Genomic DNA, 16,757 nt, shown 5'->3' with positions numbered 1-16,757 from the left:
CACTAAGGAGTAAGACGTGTCGCGTACACTTGAGCACTTTAATTACCTGCACCAAATCCCGGAACTGGGGTTCGAAGAGTTTAAAACCTCCGCCTATATCGCGGGCGTACTGGAGGCGGCGGGCTACCGGGTCACTCGCCAGGTAAACAACACCACCGGTATTGTCGCCGTCCTGGACAGCGGTAAGCCTGGCCCGACGTTAGCGCTGCGCGCCGATATGGATGCGCTGGGGCATATCATTGACGGCCAACATGTGGCGCGTCACACCTGTGGGCACGATGGCCACTCCACCGTCGTACTGACCACCGCCCAGGAGGTGATGGCTGAAGGATTGGTGAAAAAGGGCCGGTTAAAATTCATCTTCCAGCCTGCGGAAGAGCTGGGCACCGGGGCGATTGCCCTGACCGAAGGCGGCGTGCTTGATGATGTCGACATGTTGCTCGGCTTCCACCTGCGCCCGCTGGAGGAGTGCCCGATGGGCCAGGCCGTGCCGGCGATGTACTACTCAGCGTCCGCTACCGTGGAAGTGATGTTCCACGGCAAAGCGGCGCACGCCGCGCGGCCACATTTGGGCGTCAATGCACTGGATGCCGCTGCGCACGCGGTGCAGGCGGTGAATGGCATTCATCTTGCTCCGTCGCTGACATGGAGCGCAAAAGCGACGCGGTTTCTCTGTGATGCGGGCGTAACTAACTCAATCCCTGATAAAGCGCAGGTGTGCTGGGATCTGCGTGCGGCAGAGAACGAAGCGATGGCTACCCTCAAACCACAGGTGGTACGCGCGATTGAGAGCAGCGCCGCCGCCTATGGCGCACGCGCAGAGATCCGCATTCTGAAAGAGATGCCCGCCGCCATTATCCATGACGAGGCCACAGAGGTGATCGCACGCGGTATTCGCAGCGTATTTGGCGAAACCGGCCTCACTGCGCCGAAGTCGACACCCGGCAGTGAAGACTTCTTTCACTATCTGCGTCTTCGTCCACAGATTAAAGGCGGCTTCTGGGGACTGGGGGCCAACCTGACGCCCGGTCTGCATCATCCGGAGATGCATTTTGACCGTGACGCGCTGGCGCTTGGGGTGAAAGTGTTTAAAGCCTGCGTGCAGGATGTGCTTGGCTGATTATCACGGATGCCCGTGGCGCAGGAATGTGCCATGCCCGCCGGACATTAGCGACAGATAAGAGAGCCGACGAGGCTGTCTCACAGTGCCGCCTCAGCAAAAGTGAAGGATAAATATCGTTTACCCTCGATGAGCAAACAGTGCCCGCCATGCGGAGGGTGAGGTATTAAACGCTTTATTAAAATATTGGCGTAGTGATACGGCGCTGCCGAAGCCTGATAACTGCGCCACATATTCTACAGAATGGGGCGTGCTTTCGAGTAAGCGTTGCGCATAGGCCAGCCTTTGTCCCTGTAACCACTGACTGACCGTCATACCTGTCAGGTCGCGAAAACGGCGGGTGAAATTACGTCGGCTCATTGCAACCCGCTGCGCCAGTGAATCCAGAGAGTGCTGCTCTGCAAGATTGGCCACCATCCAGTTCAGCAGGTCTGACAGACGATCGCCTCCCGGCTGGCTATGGAGAGGCTGTTCAATGTACTGGGCCTGTCCTCCCTGGCGATGCGGGGCCGTGACCAACCGGCGTGCAATCTTATTGGCGATATCGGCGCCGTGCCAGCGACGAACCAGGTGCAGGCAGCAATCAAGACCGGCGGCTGTCCCGGCAGAGGTAACCAGCCTGCCGTCATCCGCATCCTGATACAACACATCTGGCATCAGCTTGATTTTGGGAAAATGCTGCGCGAAATACGGTGCTGCGCTCCAGTGTGTAGTCGCTTTGTATCCGTCCAGTACGCCAGCCTCTGCTAACACAAACGCACCCATGCACAACCCCACGACCGTAGCACCGCGCTGTCGTGCCATTCGTATCGCATGCAGCATAGCGTCCGACGGACGCTCCTGTGGGCTACGCCAGGAGGGAACAATTAAGACATCCGCGTCTGTTGCATCTTCGAGCGTCAACTCACTTTTTAGCATAAAACCCGCACAGGTACGGATTAAATCACCGCTGGCGGTCTCGGCTGCGCAAACCCGCAGGTTAAAAGCGGGCAGGCCATGTTCGGTACGGTTTTCAAAAACCAGACAGGGCACTGAAAGATGAAAAGGACTGATGTCATGAAAAGCCAGTACCGCGATATTTTTGCACGACATGATCATTCTCCATAACGATGGCCCAATACTTTCGTGCGTTGTCTTTCGGGACGCTGTTGCTGAGATTATCGTCGGGTGAAGATGGTGTCTACGGCTTTACGCTCTGTAGAGCCACTAATCTGAGGAATTTGGCTATGACCGTTTCCGCTTTACCTCAATGCGCGCTTATTGTCATTGATGTACAGAATGAATATTTCAGCGGCGCGTTGCCGATTGAATATCCACATCCGCAACATTCACTGGAAAACATCGCGATTGCCATGGACAGGGCGAGTGCGGCAAACATACCGGTAATCGTGGTACAGCATACTGCGCCTGCAGAATCACCGCTTTTTGCGATTAACAGCGATGGCTGGCAGTTGCATCCCGTTGTCGCTTCACGTCCCCGAGCGCTTCTTTTGAGTAAAAATCGGGCCAGCGCTTTTACCGGAACGGGACTGGCGCACTGGTTAGCCGATCACGCCATTAACACGCTGACGGTAGTGGGCTATATGACTCACAACTGCAATCTTTCTACCATTAATCATGCGTGGCATAACGGCATTGCTGTGGAATACCTCAGTGATGCTTCAGGTTCAGTTCCTTACCAAAATCAGGCAGGGCGCGTGAGTGCAGAAGAGATTCATCGGGTATGCTGTGTAGTGCTGCAGTCAAACTTTGCGGCCGTGCTGACTACTCAGCAGTGGACAGCCTGCATTGAGAGCGGCACCGTACCGGTGCGCGATAGCATTCTGCGCTCCAACCAGCGCGCCCGGGGGTTGCTGTGTGATGCAGCGCCATGCCTGGACGGAAATGTGGTCTGAAAGCAATACCGGTGACAGTGGTAAATGCCTTCGACTGTTACTGTGTCAGGGACACCACCTCAGGCGGCCCGTCCAGTAAAAACGTAGAAACCAGCAAATGCACCCTCATGCAGAATCCCATTTACACGGGTTCTGCGTGTGAATCGACAATCATCGCGGGGCGCCTTTCAGCAAGTCGTCTTGACAAATCCTCTGGCGATCACCGTTACGATAAGTACACATCCTGGTGCGTTCTCATCCGGCTGCGTGCAGGATAATTAACAGCTCACCCTGCTAATATTTACGTTCCGCTGAGGCCTGCCACTGCTCACGCGTCATCGCATAACACAGGCTTGGCGGGGCATTTTCGACGTCATAAATCTCTTTGATGTAGCGCAACCCGCTTTTCTCCAGCACATGAATTGAAGCCTGATGATGACGTCGTACCGATGCGGTCACGGACGCCAGCCCCAGCTCGTTGAAGCCGTAATCCAGGGCAAAACGTGACAGCTCAGTAGCATAACCTTTACCCCATGCCTGGGTATCAAAGCGATAGCCAAGATTATTGGTCAACTCACCGGCAAACTTACGTACGCTCAACCCACCAAAGCCAATCAGCGTATCGGGCGCATCTCGCGTCGATATCGCCCAGCTTTCAAACCCGTACCGTTCAAAAGCGGTCAGCCTCTCGGCCAGCTTCTGCTGCGCGAACGCCAGGCTCGGATACGGGCCTGCCGGGTTAAACGTGTTGGTCGCGGGATCGCCATAAATGCGGAACAGATCCTTGTCATCGGAAGGGCGCATAGCTCTGAGCAACAAACGTGCTGACTGCAGATACATTATAAACCTCACTGTTATGCCGTTATCCACGCCCACTATTAATAGCCTTTTTACAGAATCAGGAGAAGCAATGGTGATACAACAACTGCGCATTGCGCGCCCGGTCAGTGACCTGACCGCGAGCGCAGACCTGTACTGCACTGGCCTTGGATTGCATAAACTGGGGGAGTTCAGTGACCATGACGGATTCAGCGGCATTATGCTGGGTGATAAGACCTTGCCCTGGCATCTGGAGTTTACGTTTTGTCAGCACCATCCTGTCCAGCCCGCGACAACGGTTGACGATCTGCTGGTGCTGTATCTGCCGGACGCGGCGTGCTGGCAGCAACGTTGTCAGGTAATGACGCGTGCCGGGTTTACTGAAGTGACGTCTTTTAACCCGTACTGGGCAAAAAACGGCGCAACCTTTCAGGACAGGGACGGCTATCGGATCGTTATCCAGCATGCCGCATGGCAGGCCTGACGGCATAAGTAATAAGCAGGCGCTACCACACGGACTGGTGGGTTTATGGCGTGCGGCTCTCTCTTACAGATGAGACGTTTGAATCTGGCGTCGCCCATGGCATGATGAAAACCCGTTTTTACGCCGAGCCCACACATGATCGCCATTGCCTGTTTACATACTGCGGCCAGCAATATTCCCATCTTTGACGATGCAGCGAGCCAGTTGCCGTCGGGAGATCTGCAACTGAGTCATCTGGTGATGCCGCAGCTGCTGGCGGAGGCCGAAGCCAGTGGCGGACTGACGCCGGAACTTCATGCACGGATCGGCGCGTTGCTGGCGAGTCTGCAACCCCATTTTGACGCCATTCTGATGACCTGTTCCACGCTCGGACCGGTGGCTGAAAGCTTTACAAACGCATCTTCGCCGTGCGTGGTCTGGCGCACAGACAGCATGCTGGCAGAGGCGGTCCGCGAAAATCCCAGGCAAACGGTCGTGCTTTGTGCGGCTGAATCCACGCTGGGCGCCACGCGGGCACTGTTTCACGGTGCCAACGGGCGGGCAGAGGTCGTTCTGATTCCGGGGGCGTGGCAGAAGTTTAAAGCGGGGGATCAGACCGGCTATCTTGCCTGTGTAACAGAAGCGGTTGAAGCGGCCTGGCAGCAGGGCGCAGAGCAGGTTGTGCTGGCGCAGACGTCAATGGCACCGGCGGCGGCGCATTTCGCATCAACACGTCAGCCCCTGACCGGCCCGCATCTGGCGCTACAGCGTTGTCTTCAACACTATCAGTAAGGCCGCACGCCGTGCGGCCATAACGGTTTACTCGTCCGGCGTCAGTGTTCCTTTTGCGCCGTGAGGTTCAGAACGCAAATACTGCGGCGGCGCTTTCACCGTTGCATCGAATGCGGCAGCGGCGTGCCATGGCCAGCGTGGGTTATAGAGCATACCGCGTGCCAGCGCGACCAGATCCGCTTCCCCCTGCTGCAAAATATCTTCGGCTTGCTGCGGCTCGGTAATTAAGCCTACCGCAATCACCGGGATACCGATTTGCTGACGAATATCCCGCGCGAAAGGGACCTGATAGTTCGGGCCAACGCTGATCTGCTGCTGTTCTGACAGGCCCCCACTGGAAACGTGGATATAGGCGCAGTTCAGCGCTTCCAGCTGTTGCGAAAAGGCAATGGACTGGCTTACATCCCAGCCGCCTCCAACCCAGTCGCTGGCAGAAATACGCACGCCCACTGGAATGGCGGCCGGGACGGCCTCACGTACTGCTTTAAAGACCTCAAGCGGATAACGCATTCGGTTCTCCAGTGAGCCGCCGTATTCATCATCGCGGGTATTGGAAAGCGGCGACAGAAACTGGTGCAGCAGATAGCCGTGCGCGGCATGCACCTCAATGAGTTTAAGGCCAAGACGAACGGCCCGCTTTGCCGTAGCGACAAACGCCTCTTTGACACGCGCCAGCGCGCTGGCGTCCATTGCGCTGGGCGGATGATCGCCTTCACTGAACGGCAGGGCGGAAGGGGCCACGGTTTGCCAGCCACCGTTCTGAGGCGAGATGTGTTCGCCGCCTTCCCACGGCACGTCGCAGGATGCTTTGCGCCCGGCATGACCCAACTGAATACCAATCGGCATATCGGAATAGCGACGGATGTCAGCTAATACCGCCGCCAGTGCGGCTTCGGTGTCATCATTCCATAACCCCAGGTCGCCGTAGGTGATACGACCAATATCTTCTACCGCGGTCGCTTCAATGATTAACAGTCCAGCCCCTGAAAAGGCGAGCTGCCCCAGATGGATACGATGCCAGGCGGTTGCGCAACCCTCTTCAGCGGAATACTGACACATTGGCGCAATAACAATTCTGTTATCGAGCGTTAATTCACCGAGTGAAAAAGTGGAAAACAGCGTGCTCATAAAAACCTCATGTCTGAGAATCAATACGTTGAAAAACTATAGTGGCTGAATGCAAAACAGGGGCGACAGGCGGCAAAACAATTTATCCCTTAACTGATATTAGTTACATCATACAGTTAAGTTTCTGATTTACACCGCACGATGAGACAGCGGTGAAATGTTTAAAAATGCAGACTATGCCGGCGTTGGCAGCAGGAAAAGGATCAAAAAACCCTGCTGTTATCATCCGGATAATCAGCAGGGTTCGGAAGGGCTAAAAATGCGTTGCGAAGATGGAGATGTCACTAGTGTGCTCTCTGCAATGCCTTCTCATCCAGCGCATACAGGGTCGCGGTCGCTTCCAGAATATGCTGCTGGTCATTACCGGGTTTGTGAGAATCAACCTGGGTAATGTGGTAACCCACAGCACCGGCCTCAGTGGCTTTGCGCAGCAGCGCATCAGTCACTTCCTGCATTGAGGTCGCCCAGGTCACCGTCGTTACGCCCATCGGGGTGATGGCATTTTTTTCTTCCTGAGATAAGCCGCTACGGATAAACACAGGGCTGACTGTCTGAGGAGAGAAGATAGACAAAAGATCCTGAACAAGTGCTTTCATTTTAATGCTCCTGAATATCGGAATGTATCGCTATCACGGGCAAACGACGCGACAGTGATCGTTACGGGTTTGCGATGTGCTTACGTTTTATTGCCGTGTTAAATACTGTCGGCAGAAGTTATCAAATACCTTTTCAAGTAAATGAATTTGGCTTTTCTTGCTAATCAGAGGCTTATGAAAGCTTCCGCCACACTTGAGCTGAAATTTGGCAGGATTTTTGTGTCTGCTTACAGGTTGTGAAATTAAGACACAAAATCCCAACGTCAAATTAACAAACAAAGTCGGCACGCCCTGGCATTAACGTTGGGTCATCCGTGTGCTCACTTACAGAGCTTTACACAGCACGCTTTCTGCAGCAGGTTTTTTAAAGTGATGCCTCAATACATTGATATAAAAGCTTTTTATCCGTTACGCTGAAAGCGATGGCCAGACAGGGGGAAGCAGGAGGGGGATTTTCTTCATAAAACTGTCACACGTCGCCGTAATACTGCGCAGCCATCAATGTTACAAACAGACATTGTTTGACATGGGTTGAAACCTGGCTTGTCTGTCAGGGGCTTGCCGCAATAATAGGGAGAGTTTTATGTCACGCAAACCACGTCTTTACCGTACCGCTGCCGCGTTTTCTCTGGGTAAACTCAGTCTGCTTATGCTGGCAATGGGCGGTATGACCGCCAGCTCCGCCGTGCTGGCGGCAGAAGTGAAAGCCAAAAATGTGATTATCATGATTAATGACGGGGCAGGCTGGGGCACCTGGGATGCAACAGCCTACTGGCAGTATGGCAGCCGTGAAAGTACGCCGTATGCCGCGTTTCCGGCAAAATATGCCATGACAACCTATCCCCTGAATGCCTCAAAAAAAGCCACGCACAATAATGCCTCTCTGGTTAATTACGATCCGCAGAAAGCCTGGGATACAACCCGAACAGATAACAAGGATCTGCCGTTCAGGGGTTACGACTATCTGGCGGTGAATCCTACGGACAGCGCCGCCGCCGGCACAGCGCTGGCGTCAGGAATTAAAACCTATAACAACGCCATCAACGTCGATAACAACGGACAACCGGTTGATTTTGTCACACTAACGGCGAAAGCCATGGGCAAAGCGACAGGCGTCGTCACCAGCGTGCCGTTCTCCCACGCCACGCCCGCCGCCTTTGGCGCACAAAACGCGTCGCGTAACGATTATCACGCGATTGCGAAACAAATGCTGACGTCAGGGAAACTGGAAACGCCAACGGCACCGACTGTCAGCATCTGGCTTCAAACGAAACCACCGTGGGGTGCGGAGAAGATGCGCACCGTTACCTGTCTGAAGCTGACTGGACATTGCTCAATGCTGGCAAGCTGGCCCCTGCGGGTGGTCAGCCGTGGAAAGTGGTGCGCAGTACTGAGGCGTTCGCCCGCCTCGCCAGTGGCGCGCTGGTGCATAGCGGCCCGTTACTGGGATCGCCGAACGTTGCCCCCAACGGCACGTTGCAGCAGGGCCGTCAGGCCGCCATTGTTGGCAAAGATGCGGCGAATCCGTCCGGGGATGCGTTTATTGCCACGGTACCGACCCTGAATACGATGACCCGGGGAGCCATTCAGCACCTGAGTAAAAACCCCGACGGCTTTTTTATGATGGTCGAAGGCGGTGCGACTGACTGGTCCGCGCATACCAGCAATGCCTGTAGCGAAAAAGGCGACTGGGGAATTCCTACAACCCCAACTGCGTCGGCGTGGAATATGGTCGCCTGATTGAAGAAAGTGCAGACTTCAACAACGCTGTGGCCTCCGTGATTGAATGGGTAGAGAAAAACAGTAACTGGAACGAGACGCTATTGATCGTGACGACCGATCACGACAACGGCATGCCAATGGGACCCGATGCGCAGAACATCCCTTTCCAGGCCGTCATTAATAAAGGGAAAGGCATGATGCCCGGCATCTCATTCCGTCCAACCGGCAACCATTCCAACGCGCTTGTGCCGCTGTGGGCAAAAGGCGTTGGGGCCGATGCCTTTGCGGAGCGCGTGCGTGGCAACGATGCGGGCTATGCTAAGCATGTGGGCTACAACCAGGGCGACTATATTGATAACACCGACGTTTTTACCGTTGTGAAGGCGGTGCTTGAAGGCAGGGCGGTCGAAAAAGTGATGCCCGACCACGTAAGTAAATCATGATGTGACGTTGTCACCATGAGCGGGATTTTCGGTCCCGTGGTTTTTACCTCTTGCCCGTTGCCGGTCGGCCTGTGCTGATCGGCAGCGCGGTTTTATGCCAGACCGGACCGCCACCTTCCACACTCAACAAATTTTTTTTAACGAGCCAGCAATATTTTGCGGGCTCATTCGTCTACCTCATCATGTTCATCACTGCTGAGGTCATACAACTATGAGAAATGTCGATAATCACCCGTTTCACCCTTCTCGCGGCATGGGCAGGCACCGCCTGCCAAAGGCGTTCATTGTCGGGGGCGTGTTAATTGTCGTGCTGTGTCTGCTGGTCATGACACTATGGAATGCCATACTGCCTGCCATCACAGGCGTTAAAACAATTGGTTTCTGGCAGGCCGCCGGACTGCTGCTGCTGTGCCGGATTCTGTTTGGCGGCCTGGGCATCAGACCGGGGATGTTTGGCAAGGCGCGGCGGCGCATGCATGAGCGCTGGATGCAGATGACACCGGAAGAACGGGATGAATTTATGAAGCAACGGCGTGAAGGGTTTGGCCATCGTGCTCACCATCGTCGGGACAGATGCCGGGAAGAGCAGCCACCGTCTGCGGACACTCATTCTGACACCCGGTCAGAGTAATGACGATGAAGGCCAGCGCATTACAAGCCGCATCACTGGTAAAAGCGCTTGAACGCTGCAAAACAAAACTCCACGCTTTTATCCGGGGTCGCATCGCCGTTCGCGATGAGGCTGAGGATATTTTGCAGGAAGTGACCTGTCAGTTGATCGGGGTGGAACAACCTGTAGAGAATATCTCGGCGTGGTTGTTTCGGGCGGCGCGTAATGAAATGACCGACCGGGCGCGTAAGAAACGAGAACTGCCGCTTTTTCCTTACGTGCAGGATGATGATGAGGAGGAGGCGGTAGACGTCGAACTGGCGGAAACCCTGTTTGGCACGCCGCAAACGCCCGAAGACGATTATCTCAGGGGGCTGCTTTGGGAAGCCCTGGAAGCGGCACTGTCTGAACTGCCGCCAGCGCAGTTTGAGGTGTTCGATAAAACAGAGCTGCAGGGCATAAGTTACAAAGCACTGTCTCACGCTACCGGCGTAAGCGTTCAGACTCTGTTGTCGCGCAAGCACAAAGCCGTGCTGTATCTGCGTATGCGCCTGCGTGCCGTTTATGACGATCTGACAGACGACAACTAAAAAAGGCGGCCAGTGGCCGCCAACACGAACACAGCAGTGGCAAATGATGAAGCTGTCAGCCTTTAACGCCACCGGCGGTCAGGCCATTAACCAGCCAGCGTTGCGCAAGCAAAAACACCAGGGTAATCGGAATGGCAGAGAGCACGGCAGCGGCAGCAAAATCCCCCCACAGATAATTTTGCGGATTGAGGTACTGCTGCATCCCGACGGCCAGCGTATAGCTGTTCACGTCGCGCAGCAGTAAAGACGCTACCGGCACTTCCGTCACGGCGGCAATAAAAGCCAGAATAAACACGACGGCTAAAATGGGCACGGACAGCGGCAGCAGCACCAGACGAAATGCCTGCCACGGCGTGGCACCGTCAAGGGCAGCGGCCTCCTCCAGCGAGCGGTCAATCGTTTCGAAATAGCCCTTAATTGTCCAGACATGCAGCGCAATACCGCCCAGATAGGCGAAAATCACACCGCTGTGAGTATTCAGGCCGATAAACGGCACGTATTGTCCAATGCGATCAAACAGGGCATAGAGCGCCACAAGGGACAGTACCGCCGGGAACATCTGAAAAATCAGCATGCCTTTCAACAGGCTGGCGCGGCCTTTAAAGCGCATACGGGCAAAGGCATAGGCGCAGGTGGTCGACAGCGCCACAATGCCCAGTGCGCTGATCGCGGCAATTTTCACGGAGTTCCAGAGCCACAACAGCACCGGAAAGGGCGGCGGCGTAACGGAACCGTCGGCGTGCTGGACGCTGAACCCCAGCGCCAGCCGCCAGTGCTCCCAGGAGATCTGATCGGGGATCAGGCTGCCGGTGGCAAAGTTACCGGCGCGCAGCGAGATGGCCACGACCATCAGCAGCGGAAAGACGATTGCCGCGATAAACGTCAGCAGCAGCAGATGCGTCAGAAGCAGACGCAACCGTTGCGATTTGGGTTGAACCATAGCCATAACGTCTCCTTAATCAAATTTCATTCGGGCAGCTTTCAGATTCAGCACCGCCAGAGCGCCAACCAACAGGAAAATCAGCGTCGCAATCGCGGCCGCCAGACCAAAATCCTGCCCGCCGCCGCCTTCAAACGCGATGCGCCATGTGTAGTTCACCAGCAGGTCGGTGTAACCGGCCGGTGTGGTCGTGCCGAGTCGGTCAGGTGCGCCATTGGTCAGCAACTGAACCAGTACAAAGTTATTAAAGTTAAAGGCAAAACTGGCAATCATCAGCGGCGTTAACGGCTTCAGCAGCAGCGGCACCGTAATTAAAAAGAAATTTTGCAGCGGGCCCGCACCGTCCATCGCAGAGGCTTCATACAAATCCTCTGGGATCGCTTTCAGCAGCCCCATGCACAGGATCATCATGTAGGGGTAACCCAGCCAGGTATTCACAATGATCAACATCGTGCGGGCCAGCGTGGGATCGCTAAACCATGCCGGTTTGATCCCAAACAGCGTACTGAGCAGCACATTGATTTCGCCGAAGCTCTGATTAAACAGCCCTTTGAAAATCAGGATGGAGATAAACGCGGGCACGGCATACGGCAGAATCAGCAGGACGCGATAAATCGCTTTGCCTTTCAGCGCCTCCCATTGCACCAGACAGGCCAGCACCATGCCGACAGCGACCGTCAACACCACCGTCAGTAAGGAAAAGATCATCGTCCAGCCGAAAATCGCCAGGAAGGGCTTTTGAATCCCCTCATCGGTAAACACCCGCACAAAGTTTTTCCAGCCCGCGCTTACGGTGAAGCCGGGACTTAACTGTTCATTTCCCCATTGCCCCTGCGCAGTGATCGCCTGGTAGAACCCCGTTTCCGGGTTTGCCCGATAGCGAAGGCCGCTTTGCTGATTTTTCAGCGTGTCACCATCCACCACCTGATACAGCGGACGTGTGCCGGAAAACTGACGCAGCGAACTCATCACCAGTTCACGACCATCCGGCATTTCAGCGCGGATCTTCCCCAGGGCCTGGCGATGCGTCGTAATGACACGGAGCGACGCGCGCGTTCCTTCTGGAATCGGCCCACTGACCATCTTCAGGTTTCCGACCGCCGCAAAGGAAAAGGGCGAGGAAACCCAGGACTGATTATCTGCGCTGTTCGTCAGGACCAGCTGCCAGCGATCGTTTATCGCAAACAGCGAAAAATTCAGACCTGCGCCGTCCTGATAGTGTCGGCTGAGTAAGACCTGCTCCGCCCGTTCCTGACTCAGCTGATGGGTGCTGCTGTAGTTGGTGAAAGCAATGCCCACTGTGCAGACCAGGGGAAACAACACAAACAGTGTCATTCCGGCCAGTCCCGGATAAACATAGCGCCAGGCGTAAGCCCGGCGCTGGCTGTAAATCCCGATCCCCAGTCCGCTGATCACCAGCGTGAGCAGGGCGAACAGGTATTCCCCCTGGGCGTACATCAGCACTAACAGGTAGCCGACCAGCAGGCAGCACATGCCCAACACCAGACCTTTCAACAACGAACGATGCCGTCCCGCTTGCGGTTTTTCTGACATGACCCGATTTCCTCAACGGCAAGAGGCGGACCCGTTTTACCGGCCCGCTTTATAAGGTTTATTTATTCAGACGTGACTGCGCATCCTTCAGCGCGGCATCGACGGTTTGCCGACCGCTGAGGGCGTTAAGCGTGGCGGTGCGCATGGCGTACCAGAAGGCCGCCATCTGCGGAATATTGGGCATAATCTCGCCGTTTTGCGCATTGTTCATGGTAGCGGCGATACGGGTGTCTTTTTCCAGTTTTTGCTGAAAAGACTTCAGCGCCACCGCGCCCAAGGGTTTGTCTTTGTTGACGGTTTCCAGACCCGCATCCGTCAGCAGGTAGTTTTCCAGAAATTCTTTTGCCAGCTCTTTATTAGGGCTGGCCGCATTGATGCCGGCGCTCAGCACGCCAACGAAAGGTTTAGACGGTTTACCGTTTAACGTCGGCAATGCCGCAACGCCGTAGTGAATACCGCTTTTATCAATATTGCTCCAGGCCCAGGGGCCGTTAATCGTCATGGCCGTCTGGCCTTTATTAAAGGCGGCTTCGGCAATGGAATAGTCGGTATCCGCATTCAGGACCTTTGCCTTGACCTGATCGACCAGAAACTGCAAACCGGCTTTCGCCCCGGCACTGTCGACGCCCGTGTTGTTGACATCGTAACGGCCCGCGTTTCCTTGATAGGCATAAGCGCCACCGGCGGCCAGCAGAGGCCAGGTGAAATAGGGTTCCTGCAGATTAAACATGATGGCGCTTTTGCCTTTTGCGCGCAGTTGCTTATCCAGCGCGGCCATCTCTTCCCATGTTTTCGGCGGCGTTGGCAACAGATCTTTGTTATAAATCAGCGACAGTGATTCCACCGAGACCGGATAGCCGATCAATTTGCCATTGTAGCGAACCGCATCCCAGGTGAAGGGGAAGATCGTTTGCTGAAAGGTCGCGTCCGGCGTGACTTCGGCTAATAAACCCGACTGGGCATAGCCGCCAAAGCGATCGTGCGCCCAGAAAATAATATCCGGGCCATCACCCGTTGCGGCAACCTGGGGGAATTTTTCTTCCATCTTATCCGGATGTTCGACGGTGACGTGGATACCGGTTTCCTGCTCAAACTTTTTCCCCACCTCGGCCAGGCCGTTATAGCCTTTGTCACCGTTGATCCAGATGACCAGTTTGCCTTCTTCAATTTTTGCCATGGCTGAGGCCGAGAACAGCACAGCCGCAAGGGCTGACAGAGCCAAAATCTTTGCGCCGGTTTTCATCTTTAACACTCCATCCTGTTAGCGGAAACACATCTGTTACCTGCGCCACATTGTGGGTGTTCTGTCGGGCTTCTCATCCTCCTGCGGTCTACGCCTGCGCCAGCCGGGCCGTGATCGCCGTAGCAAAATAAGCGCGTTATCACGGTACAGCTCACACAATGGCCCCCACCAGACTGCGTTATCCATCACAAAAAACGGCGCGGCGGCACGCAGTTCGTCCGCCTCGCCATGTTCTCCTCCTCCCGGCTCCTCCCCCAGCAAAAGCGCGTTTGCGGAGGATGTGACGGGGTGAGGCTCTGCGCATAGTAAACGCCAGAATTTTCCGCTGCCGTGCAGGCCGCATTCGTGAGTGAGAGGAAAGCACTATGGCAAGCGTCGTATTACGCAATGTCACCAAAGCCTGGGGCGACACGGTGGTGTCGAAGAACATTAACCTGGAGATGGCTGAAGGGGAGTTCGTGGTCTTTGTCGGGCCGTCGGGATGCGGCAAATCCACACTGTTACGCATGATCGCCGGGCTAGAAACCATCACCAGCGGAGAATTGTTGATCGGCGATCGGCGAATGAATGATGTCCCACCCGCTGAACGCGGGATCGGGATGGTGTTTCAGTCCTATGCGCTTTATCCCCATCTCTCTGTCGCTGAAAACATGTCTTTCGGACTGAAGCTTGCGGGCGTGAAGAAAGCGGACATTGAACAGCGCGTGACGCAGGTCGCCGAAGTGCTGCAACTGGCACATCTGCTTGACCGCCGCCCCAAAGCGCTCTCCGGCGGGCAACGTCAACGTGTGGCCATTGGCCGCACTCTGGTGGCAGAGCCGCGCGTCTTTTTGCTGGATGAACCGCTCTCTAATCTGGATGCCGCGCTGCGGGTGCAGATGCGCATCGAGATCGCCCGTCTGCATAAGCGCCTCGGACGCACGATGATTTATGTCACCCACGATCAAATCGAAGCGATGACGCTGGCCGACAAGATCGTCGTGCTGGACGCCGGACGCGTCGCACAGGTTGGCCGACCGCTGGAGCTGTATCACTATCCGGCCAACCGCTTTGTCGCAGGGTTTATCGGCTCGCCCAAAATGAACTTTCTGCCCGTCAAGGTCACGGCGACCGCCATTGAGCAGGTACAGGTGCGCCTGCCCAATAACCAATTTGTATGGCTGCCGGTCGACAGCACCGGTGTGCAGGTCGGCAGCAACATGTCTCTGGGCATCCGTCCCGAACACCTTCTATCCAGCGAGATCGCCGACGTTACGCTGGAAGGTGAAGTCCAGGTTGTCGAGCAACTGGGACATGAAACGCAGATCCACATCCAAATCCCCGCCATCCGTCAAAACCTGGTGTACCGCCAGGAGGACGTGGTGTTGGTAAAAGAGGGCACCACGATGGGTATTGGCTTGCCGCCCGAGCGTTGTCACCTGTTCCGCGAGGACGGAAGCGCGTGCCGCAGGCTGCATCAGGAACCCGGTGTTGAGCCCGCCAAATACAAAAAGCAATAACCTCAGGAGATCGAAAATGTTAACTCTGCGCAAGCTTTCCCTCGCCGTGGCCGTGGCGACAGGCACGCTGTCTGCGCCGCTTATGGCGGTGGATTTTTCCGGTTATGCGCGCTCCGGCATCGGCTGGACCGGTAGCGGCGGCGAGCAGCAATGCTTTCAGGCAACCGGTGCACAAAGTAAATACCGCCTCGGCAACGAATGCGAAACCTACGCGGAACTGAAGCTGGGTCAGGAAGTGTGGAAAGAGGGCGATAAGAGCTTCTATTTTGACACCAACGTGGCGTACTCGGTTTCTCAGCAAAATGACTGGGAATCCACCTCACCGGCGTTTCGTGAGGCCAATGTCAAAGGCAAGAACCTGATTGATGCGCTGCCGGGTTCTACGATCTGGGCCGGTAAGCGTTTTTATCAACGCCACGATGTACACATGATCGACTTCTACTACTGGGATATTTCGGGACCGGGGGCGGGCCTGGAAGATGTCGATCTGGGATTTGGAAAGCTTTCTTTTGCGGCAACCCGTTCTTCAGAAGCGGGCGGTTCGTATACCTTCTCCAGCGATCGAATCCGCAATTACGCCACCAGCACAGCTGACGATGTCTTTGACGTACGGCTGGCCGGACTGGAAACCAACCCTAATGGCGTGCTTGAGCTGGGCGTGGACTATGGTCGTGCCAATGCCCGTGACGGTTATCGCCTGGACGAGGGCGCCTCAAAAGATGGCTGGCTGTTCACCGCAGAACATACCCAGAGCATGCTGAAGGGCTACAACAAGTTTGTGCTCCAGTACGCCACGGACGCGCTGACGTCACAGGGCAAAGGGTTAGCGCAGGGCAGCAATATCAATAACAACGGCCGGCTGTACCGGATCCTGGATCACGGCGCGATCTCGCTGGCAGAGCGCTGGGACATGATGTACGTCGCGATGTACCAGAACACCGACCTCGATAACAACCGGGGCAACGAGTGGTACACCGTGGGCGTGCGGCCAATGTACAAGTGGACACCGATCATGAGCACCCTGCTGGAAGTGGGCTATGACAACGTGAAGTCTCAGGAGGTCGGCGAGCGCAATGGCCAGTACAAAATCACGCTTGCCCAGCAATGGCAGGCAGGTGACAGCATCTGGTCGCGCCCGGCGCTGCGTCTGTTTGCGACCTATGCCAAATGGGATGAGAAGTGGGGCTACAGCAAAGATGCGGCGGGCGATCTCACCACGCTGGCCGCACGTGACAGCAGTGGCAACGGCTTGTTCACCAACAGTCGTGGCAACAATGACGAGTGGACCTTTGGCGCCCAGATGGAAATCTGGTGGTAAGGCGATCCCCGGTTAACGTTCTCTCACCGCATTCTTTTTTTCTGGT

The 16,757-nt window shown here is 55.6% G+C and carries 17 protein-coding genes and 1 pseudogene; 11 read left to right on the top strand and 7 right to left on the bottom strand.

Annotated elements, in window-relative coordinates:
• Positions 1-16 precede the first annotated feature (16 nt).
• Positions 17-1,120, top strand: a complete 1,104-nt coding sequence (locus tag C1N59_RS10365; RefSeq protein WP_054633774.1) for a M20 peptidase aminoacylase family protein — start codon at positions 17-19, stop codon at positions 1,118-1,120.
• 120 nt (positions 1,121-1,240) lie between these two features.
• Here the strand turns inward: C1N59_RS10365 and C1N59_RS10360 are convergent, their stop codons facing one another.
• Positions 1,241-2,212, bottom strand: coding sequence for a GlxA family transcriptional regulator (locus C1N59_RS10360; RefSeq protein WP_394549427.1), 972 nt, complete (start codon positions 2,210-2,212; stop codon positions 1,241-1,243).
• Between the two features lie 134 nt (positions 2,213-2,346).
• On the opposite strand from C1N59_RS10360, the gene C1N59_RS10355 reads away from it, so the two are divergent.
• Positions 2,347-3,015, top strand: coding sequence for a cysteine hydrolase family protein (locus C1N59_RS10355; RefSeq protein WP_394549426.1), 669 nt, complete (start codon positions 2,347-2,349; stop codon positions 3,013-3,015).
• 273 nt (positions 3,016-3,288) lie between these two features.
• Here C1N59_RS10355 and C1N59_RS10350 read toward each other — a convergent pair whose 3' ends face one another.
• The gene (locus C1N59_RS10350) at positions 3,289-3,834 is read right to left on the bottom strand and encodes a GNAT family N-acetyltransferase (protein ID WP_058701909.1); all 546 of its coding nucleotides are present in this window, start codon (positions 3,832-3,834) and stop codon (positions 3,289-3,291) included.
• Positions 3,835-3,904: 70 nt separating this feature from the next.
• On the opposite strand from C1N59_RS10350, the gene C1N59_RS10345 reads away from it, so the two are divergent.
• Both C1N59_RS10345 and C1N59_RS10340 read left to right on the top strand, forming a co-directional pair.
• Positions 3,905-4,297, top strand: coding sequence for a VOC family protein (locus C1N59_RS10345; RefSeq protein ID WP_394549425.1), 393 nt, complete (start codon positions 3,905-3,907; stop codon positions 4,295-4,297).
• A 135-nt stretch (positions 4,298-4,432) separates the two neighbouring features.
• Positions 4,433-5,068, top strand: coding sequence for an aspartate/glutamate racemase family protein (locus C1N59_RS10340; RefSeq protein ID WP_394549423.1), 636 nt, complete (start codon positions 4,433-4,435; stop codon positions 5,066-5,068).
• A gap of 27 nt (positions 5,069-5,095) precedes the next feature.
• On the opposite strand, the gene C1N59_RS10335 is transcribed toward C1N59_RS10340, so the two are convergent.
• Together C1N59_RS10335 and C1N59_RS10330 are read right to left on the bottom strand one after the other, a co-directional pair.
• A complete protein-coding gene (locus C1N59_RS10335; protein WP_394549421.1) occupies positions 5,096-6,196 on the bottom strand; it encodes an NADH:flavin oxidoreductase/NADH oxidase in 1,101 nt (366 codons plus the stop codon).
• A 284-nt stretch (positions 6,197-6,480) separates the two neighbouring features.
• The gene (locus tag C1N59_RS10330; RefSeq protein ID WP_033741649.1) at positions 6,481-6,792 is read right to left on the bottom strand and encodes a YdgH/BhsA/McbA family protein; all 312 of its coding nucleotides are present in this window, start codon (positions 6,790-6,792) and stop codon (positions 6,481-6,483) included.
• 583 nt (positions 6,793-7,375) lie between these two features.
• Between C1N59_RS10330 and C1N59_RS10325 the strand changes: the two genes are divergently transcribed.
• The 5 genes and pseudogenes from C1N59_RS10325 to C1N59_RS10305 all read left to right on the top strand — a co-directional run bounded on the left by C1N59_RS10325 (position 7,376) and on the right by C1N59_RS10305 (position 10,157).
• Entirely contained in the window at positions 7,376-8,356 is a 981-nt protein-coding gene (locus C1N59_RS10325; RefSeq protein WP_394549420.1) for an alkaline phosphatase, read from the top strand.
• Positions 8,357-8,361: 5 nt separating this feature from the next.
• Positions 8,362-8,409: pseudogene (locus C1N59_RS10320) on the top strand (hypothetical protein); the annotation flags it as partial.
• A 104-nt stretch (positions 8,410-8,513) separates the two neighbouring features.
• Complete coding sequence (locus tag C1N59_RS10315; protein WP_394549419.1) at positions 8,514-8,957, top strand: hypothetical protein; 444 nt, start codon at positions 8,514-8,516, stop codon at positions 8,955-8,957.
• A gap of 211 nt (positions 8,958-9,168) precedes the next feature.
• Positions 9,169-9,588 (top strand): hypothetical protein, encoded by a 420-nt coding sequence (locus tag C1N59_RS10310; protein WP_394549418.1) that lies wholly within the window; start codon positions 9,169-9,171, stop codon positions 9,586-9,588.
• A gap of 5 nt (positions 9,589-9,593) precedes the next feature.
• The gene (locus tag C1N59_RS10305; RefSeq protein ID WP_277284232.1) at positions 9,594-10,157 is read left to right on the top strand and encodes an RNA polymerase sigma factor; all 564 of its coding nucleotides are present in this window, start codon (positions 9,594-9,596) and stop codon (positions 10,155-10,157) included.
• Between the two features lie 55 nt (positions 10,158-10,212).
• Here C1N59_RS10305 and malG read toward each other — a convergent pair whose 3' ends face one another.
• Genes malG through malE form a run of 3 tightly spaced genes read right to left on the bottom strand, consistent with a single transcriptional unit; the run spans position 10,213 to position 13,894 of the window.
• Positions 10,213-11,103, bottom strand: a complete 891-nt coding sequence (gene malG / locus C1N59_RS10300; protein ID WP_394549416.1) for a maltose ABC transporter permease MalG — start codon at positions 11,101-11,103, stop codon at positions 10,213-10,215.
• Positions 11,104-11,112: 9 nt separating this feature from the next.
• Positions 11,113-12,651, bottom strand: coding sequence for a maltose ABC transporter permease MalF (gene malF / locus C1N59_RS10295; protein ID WP_394549415.1), 1,539 nt, complete (start codon positions 12,649-12,651; stop codon positions 11,113-11,115).
• A 58-nt stretch (positions 12,652-12,709) separates the two neighbouring features.
• Positions 12,710-13,894 carry a maltose/maltodextrin ABC transporter substrate-binding protein MalE gene (gene malE / locus C1N59_RS10290; protein ID WP_394549413.1) on the bottom strand — a complete coding sequence of 395 codons (1,185 nt, stop codon included), beginning with the start codon at positions 13,892-13,894 and terminating at the stop codon, positions 12,710-12,712.
• A 365-nt stretch (positions 13,895-14,259) separates the two neighbouring features.
• Here malE and malK point away from each other — a divergent pair, with 365 nt between their 5' ends.
• Together malK and C1N59_RS10280 are read left to right on the top strand one after the other, a co-directional pair.
• A complete protein-coding gene (malK, locus tag C1N59_RS10285; RefSeq protein ID WP_039340343.1) occupies positions 14,260-15,393 on the top strand; it encodes a maltose/maltodextrin ABC transporter ATP-binding protein MalK in 1,134 nt (377 codons plus the stop codon).
• 16 nt (positions 15,394-15,409) lie between these two features.
• A complete protein-coding gene (locus C1N59_RS10280; protein WP_039340341.1) occupies positions 15,410-16,711 on the top strand; it encodes a maltoporin in 1,302 nt (433 codons plus the stop codon).
• Positions 16,712-16,757 lie beyond the last annotated feature (46 nt).

Source organism: Pantoea sp. SGAir0183 (assembly GCF_043545505.1).
The sequence above is the reverse complement of the archived record's forward strand: the minus strand, read 5'-3'. Positions and strand labels throughout refer to the sequence as shown.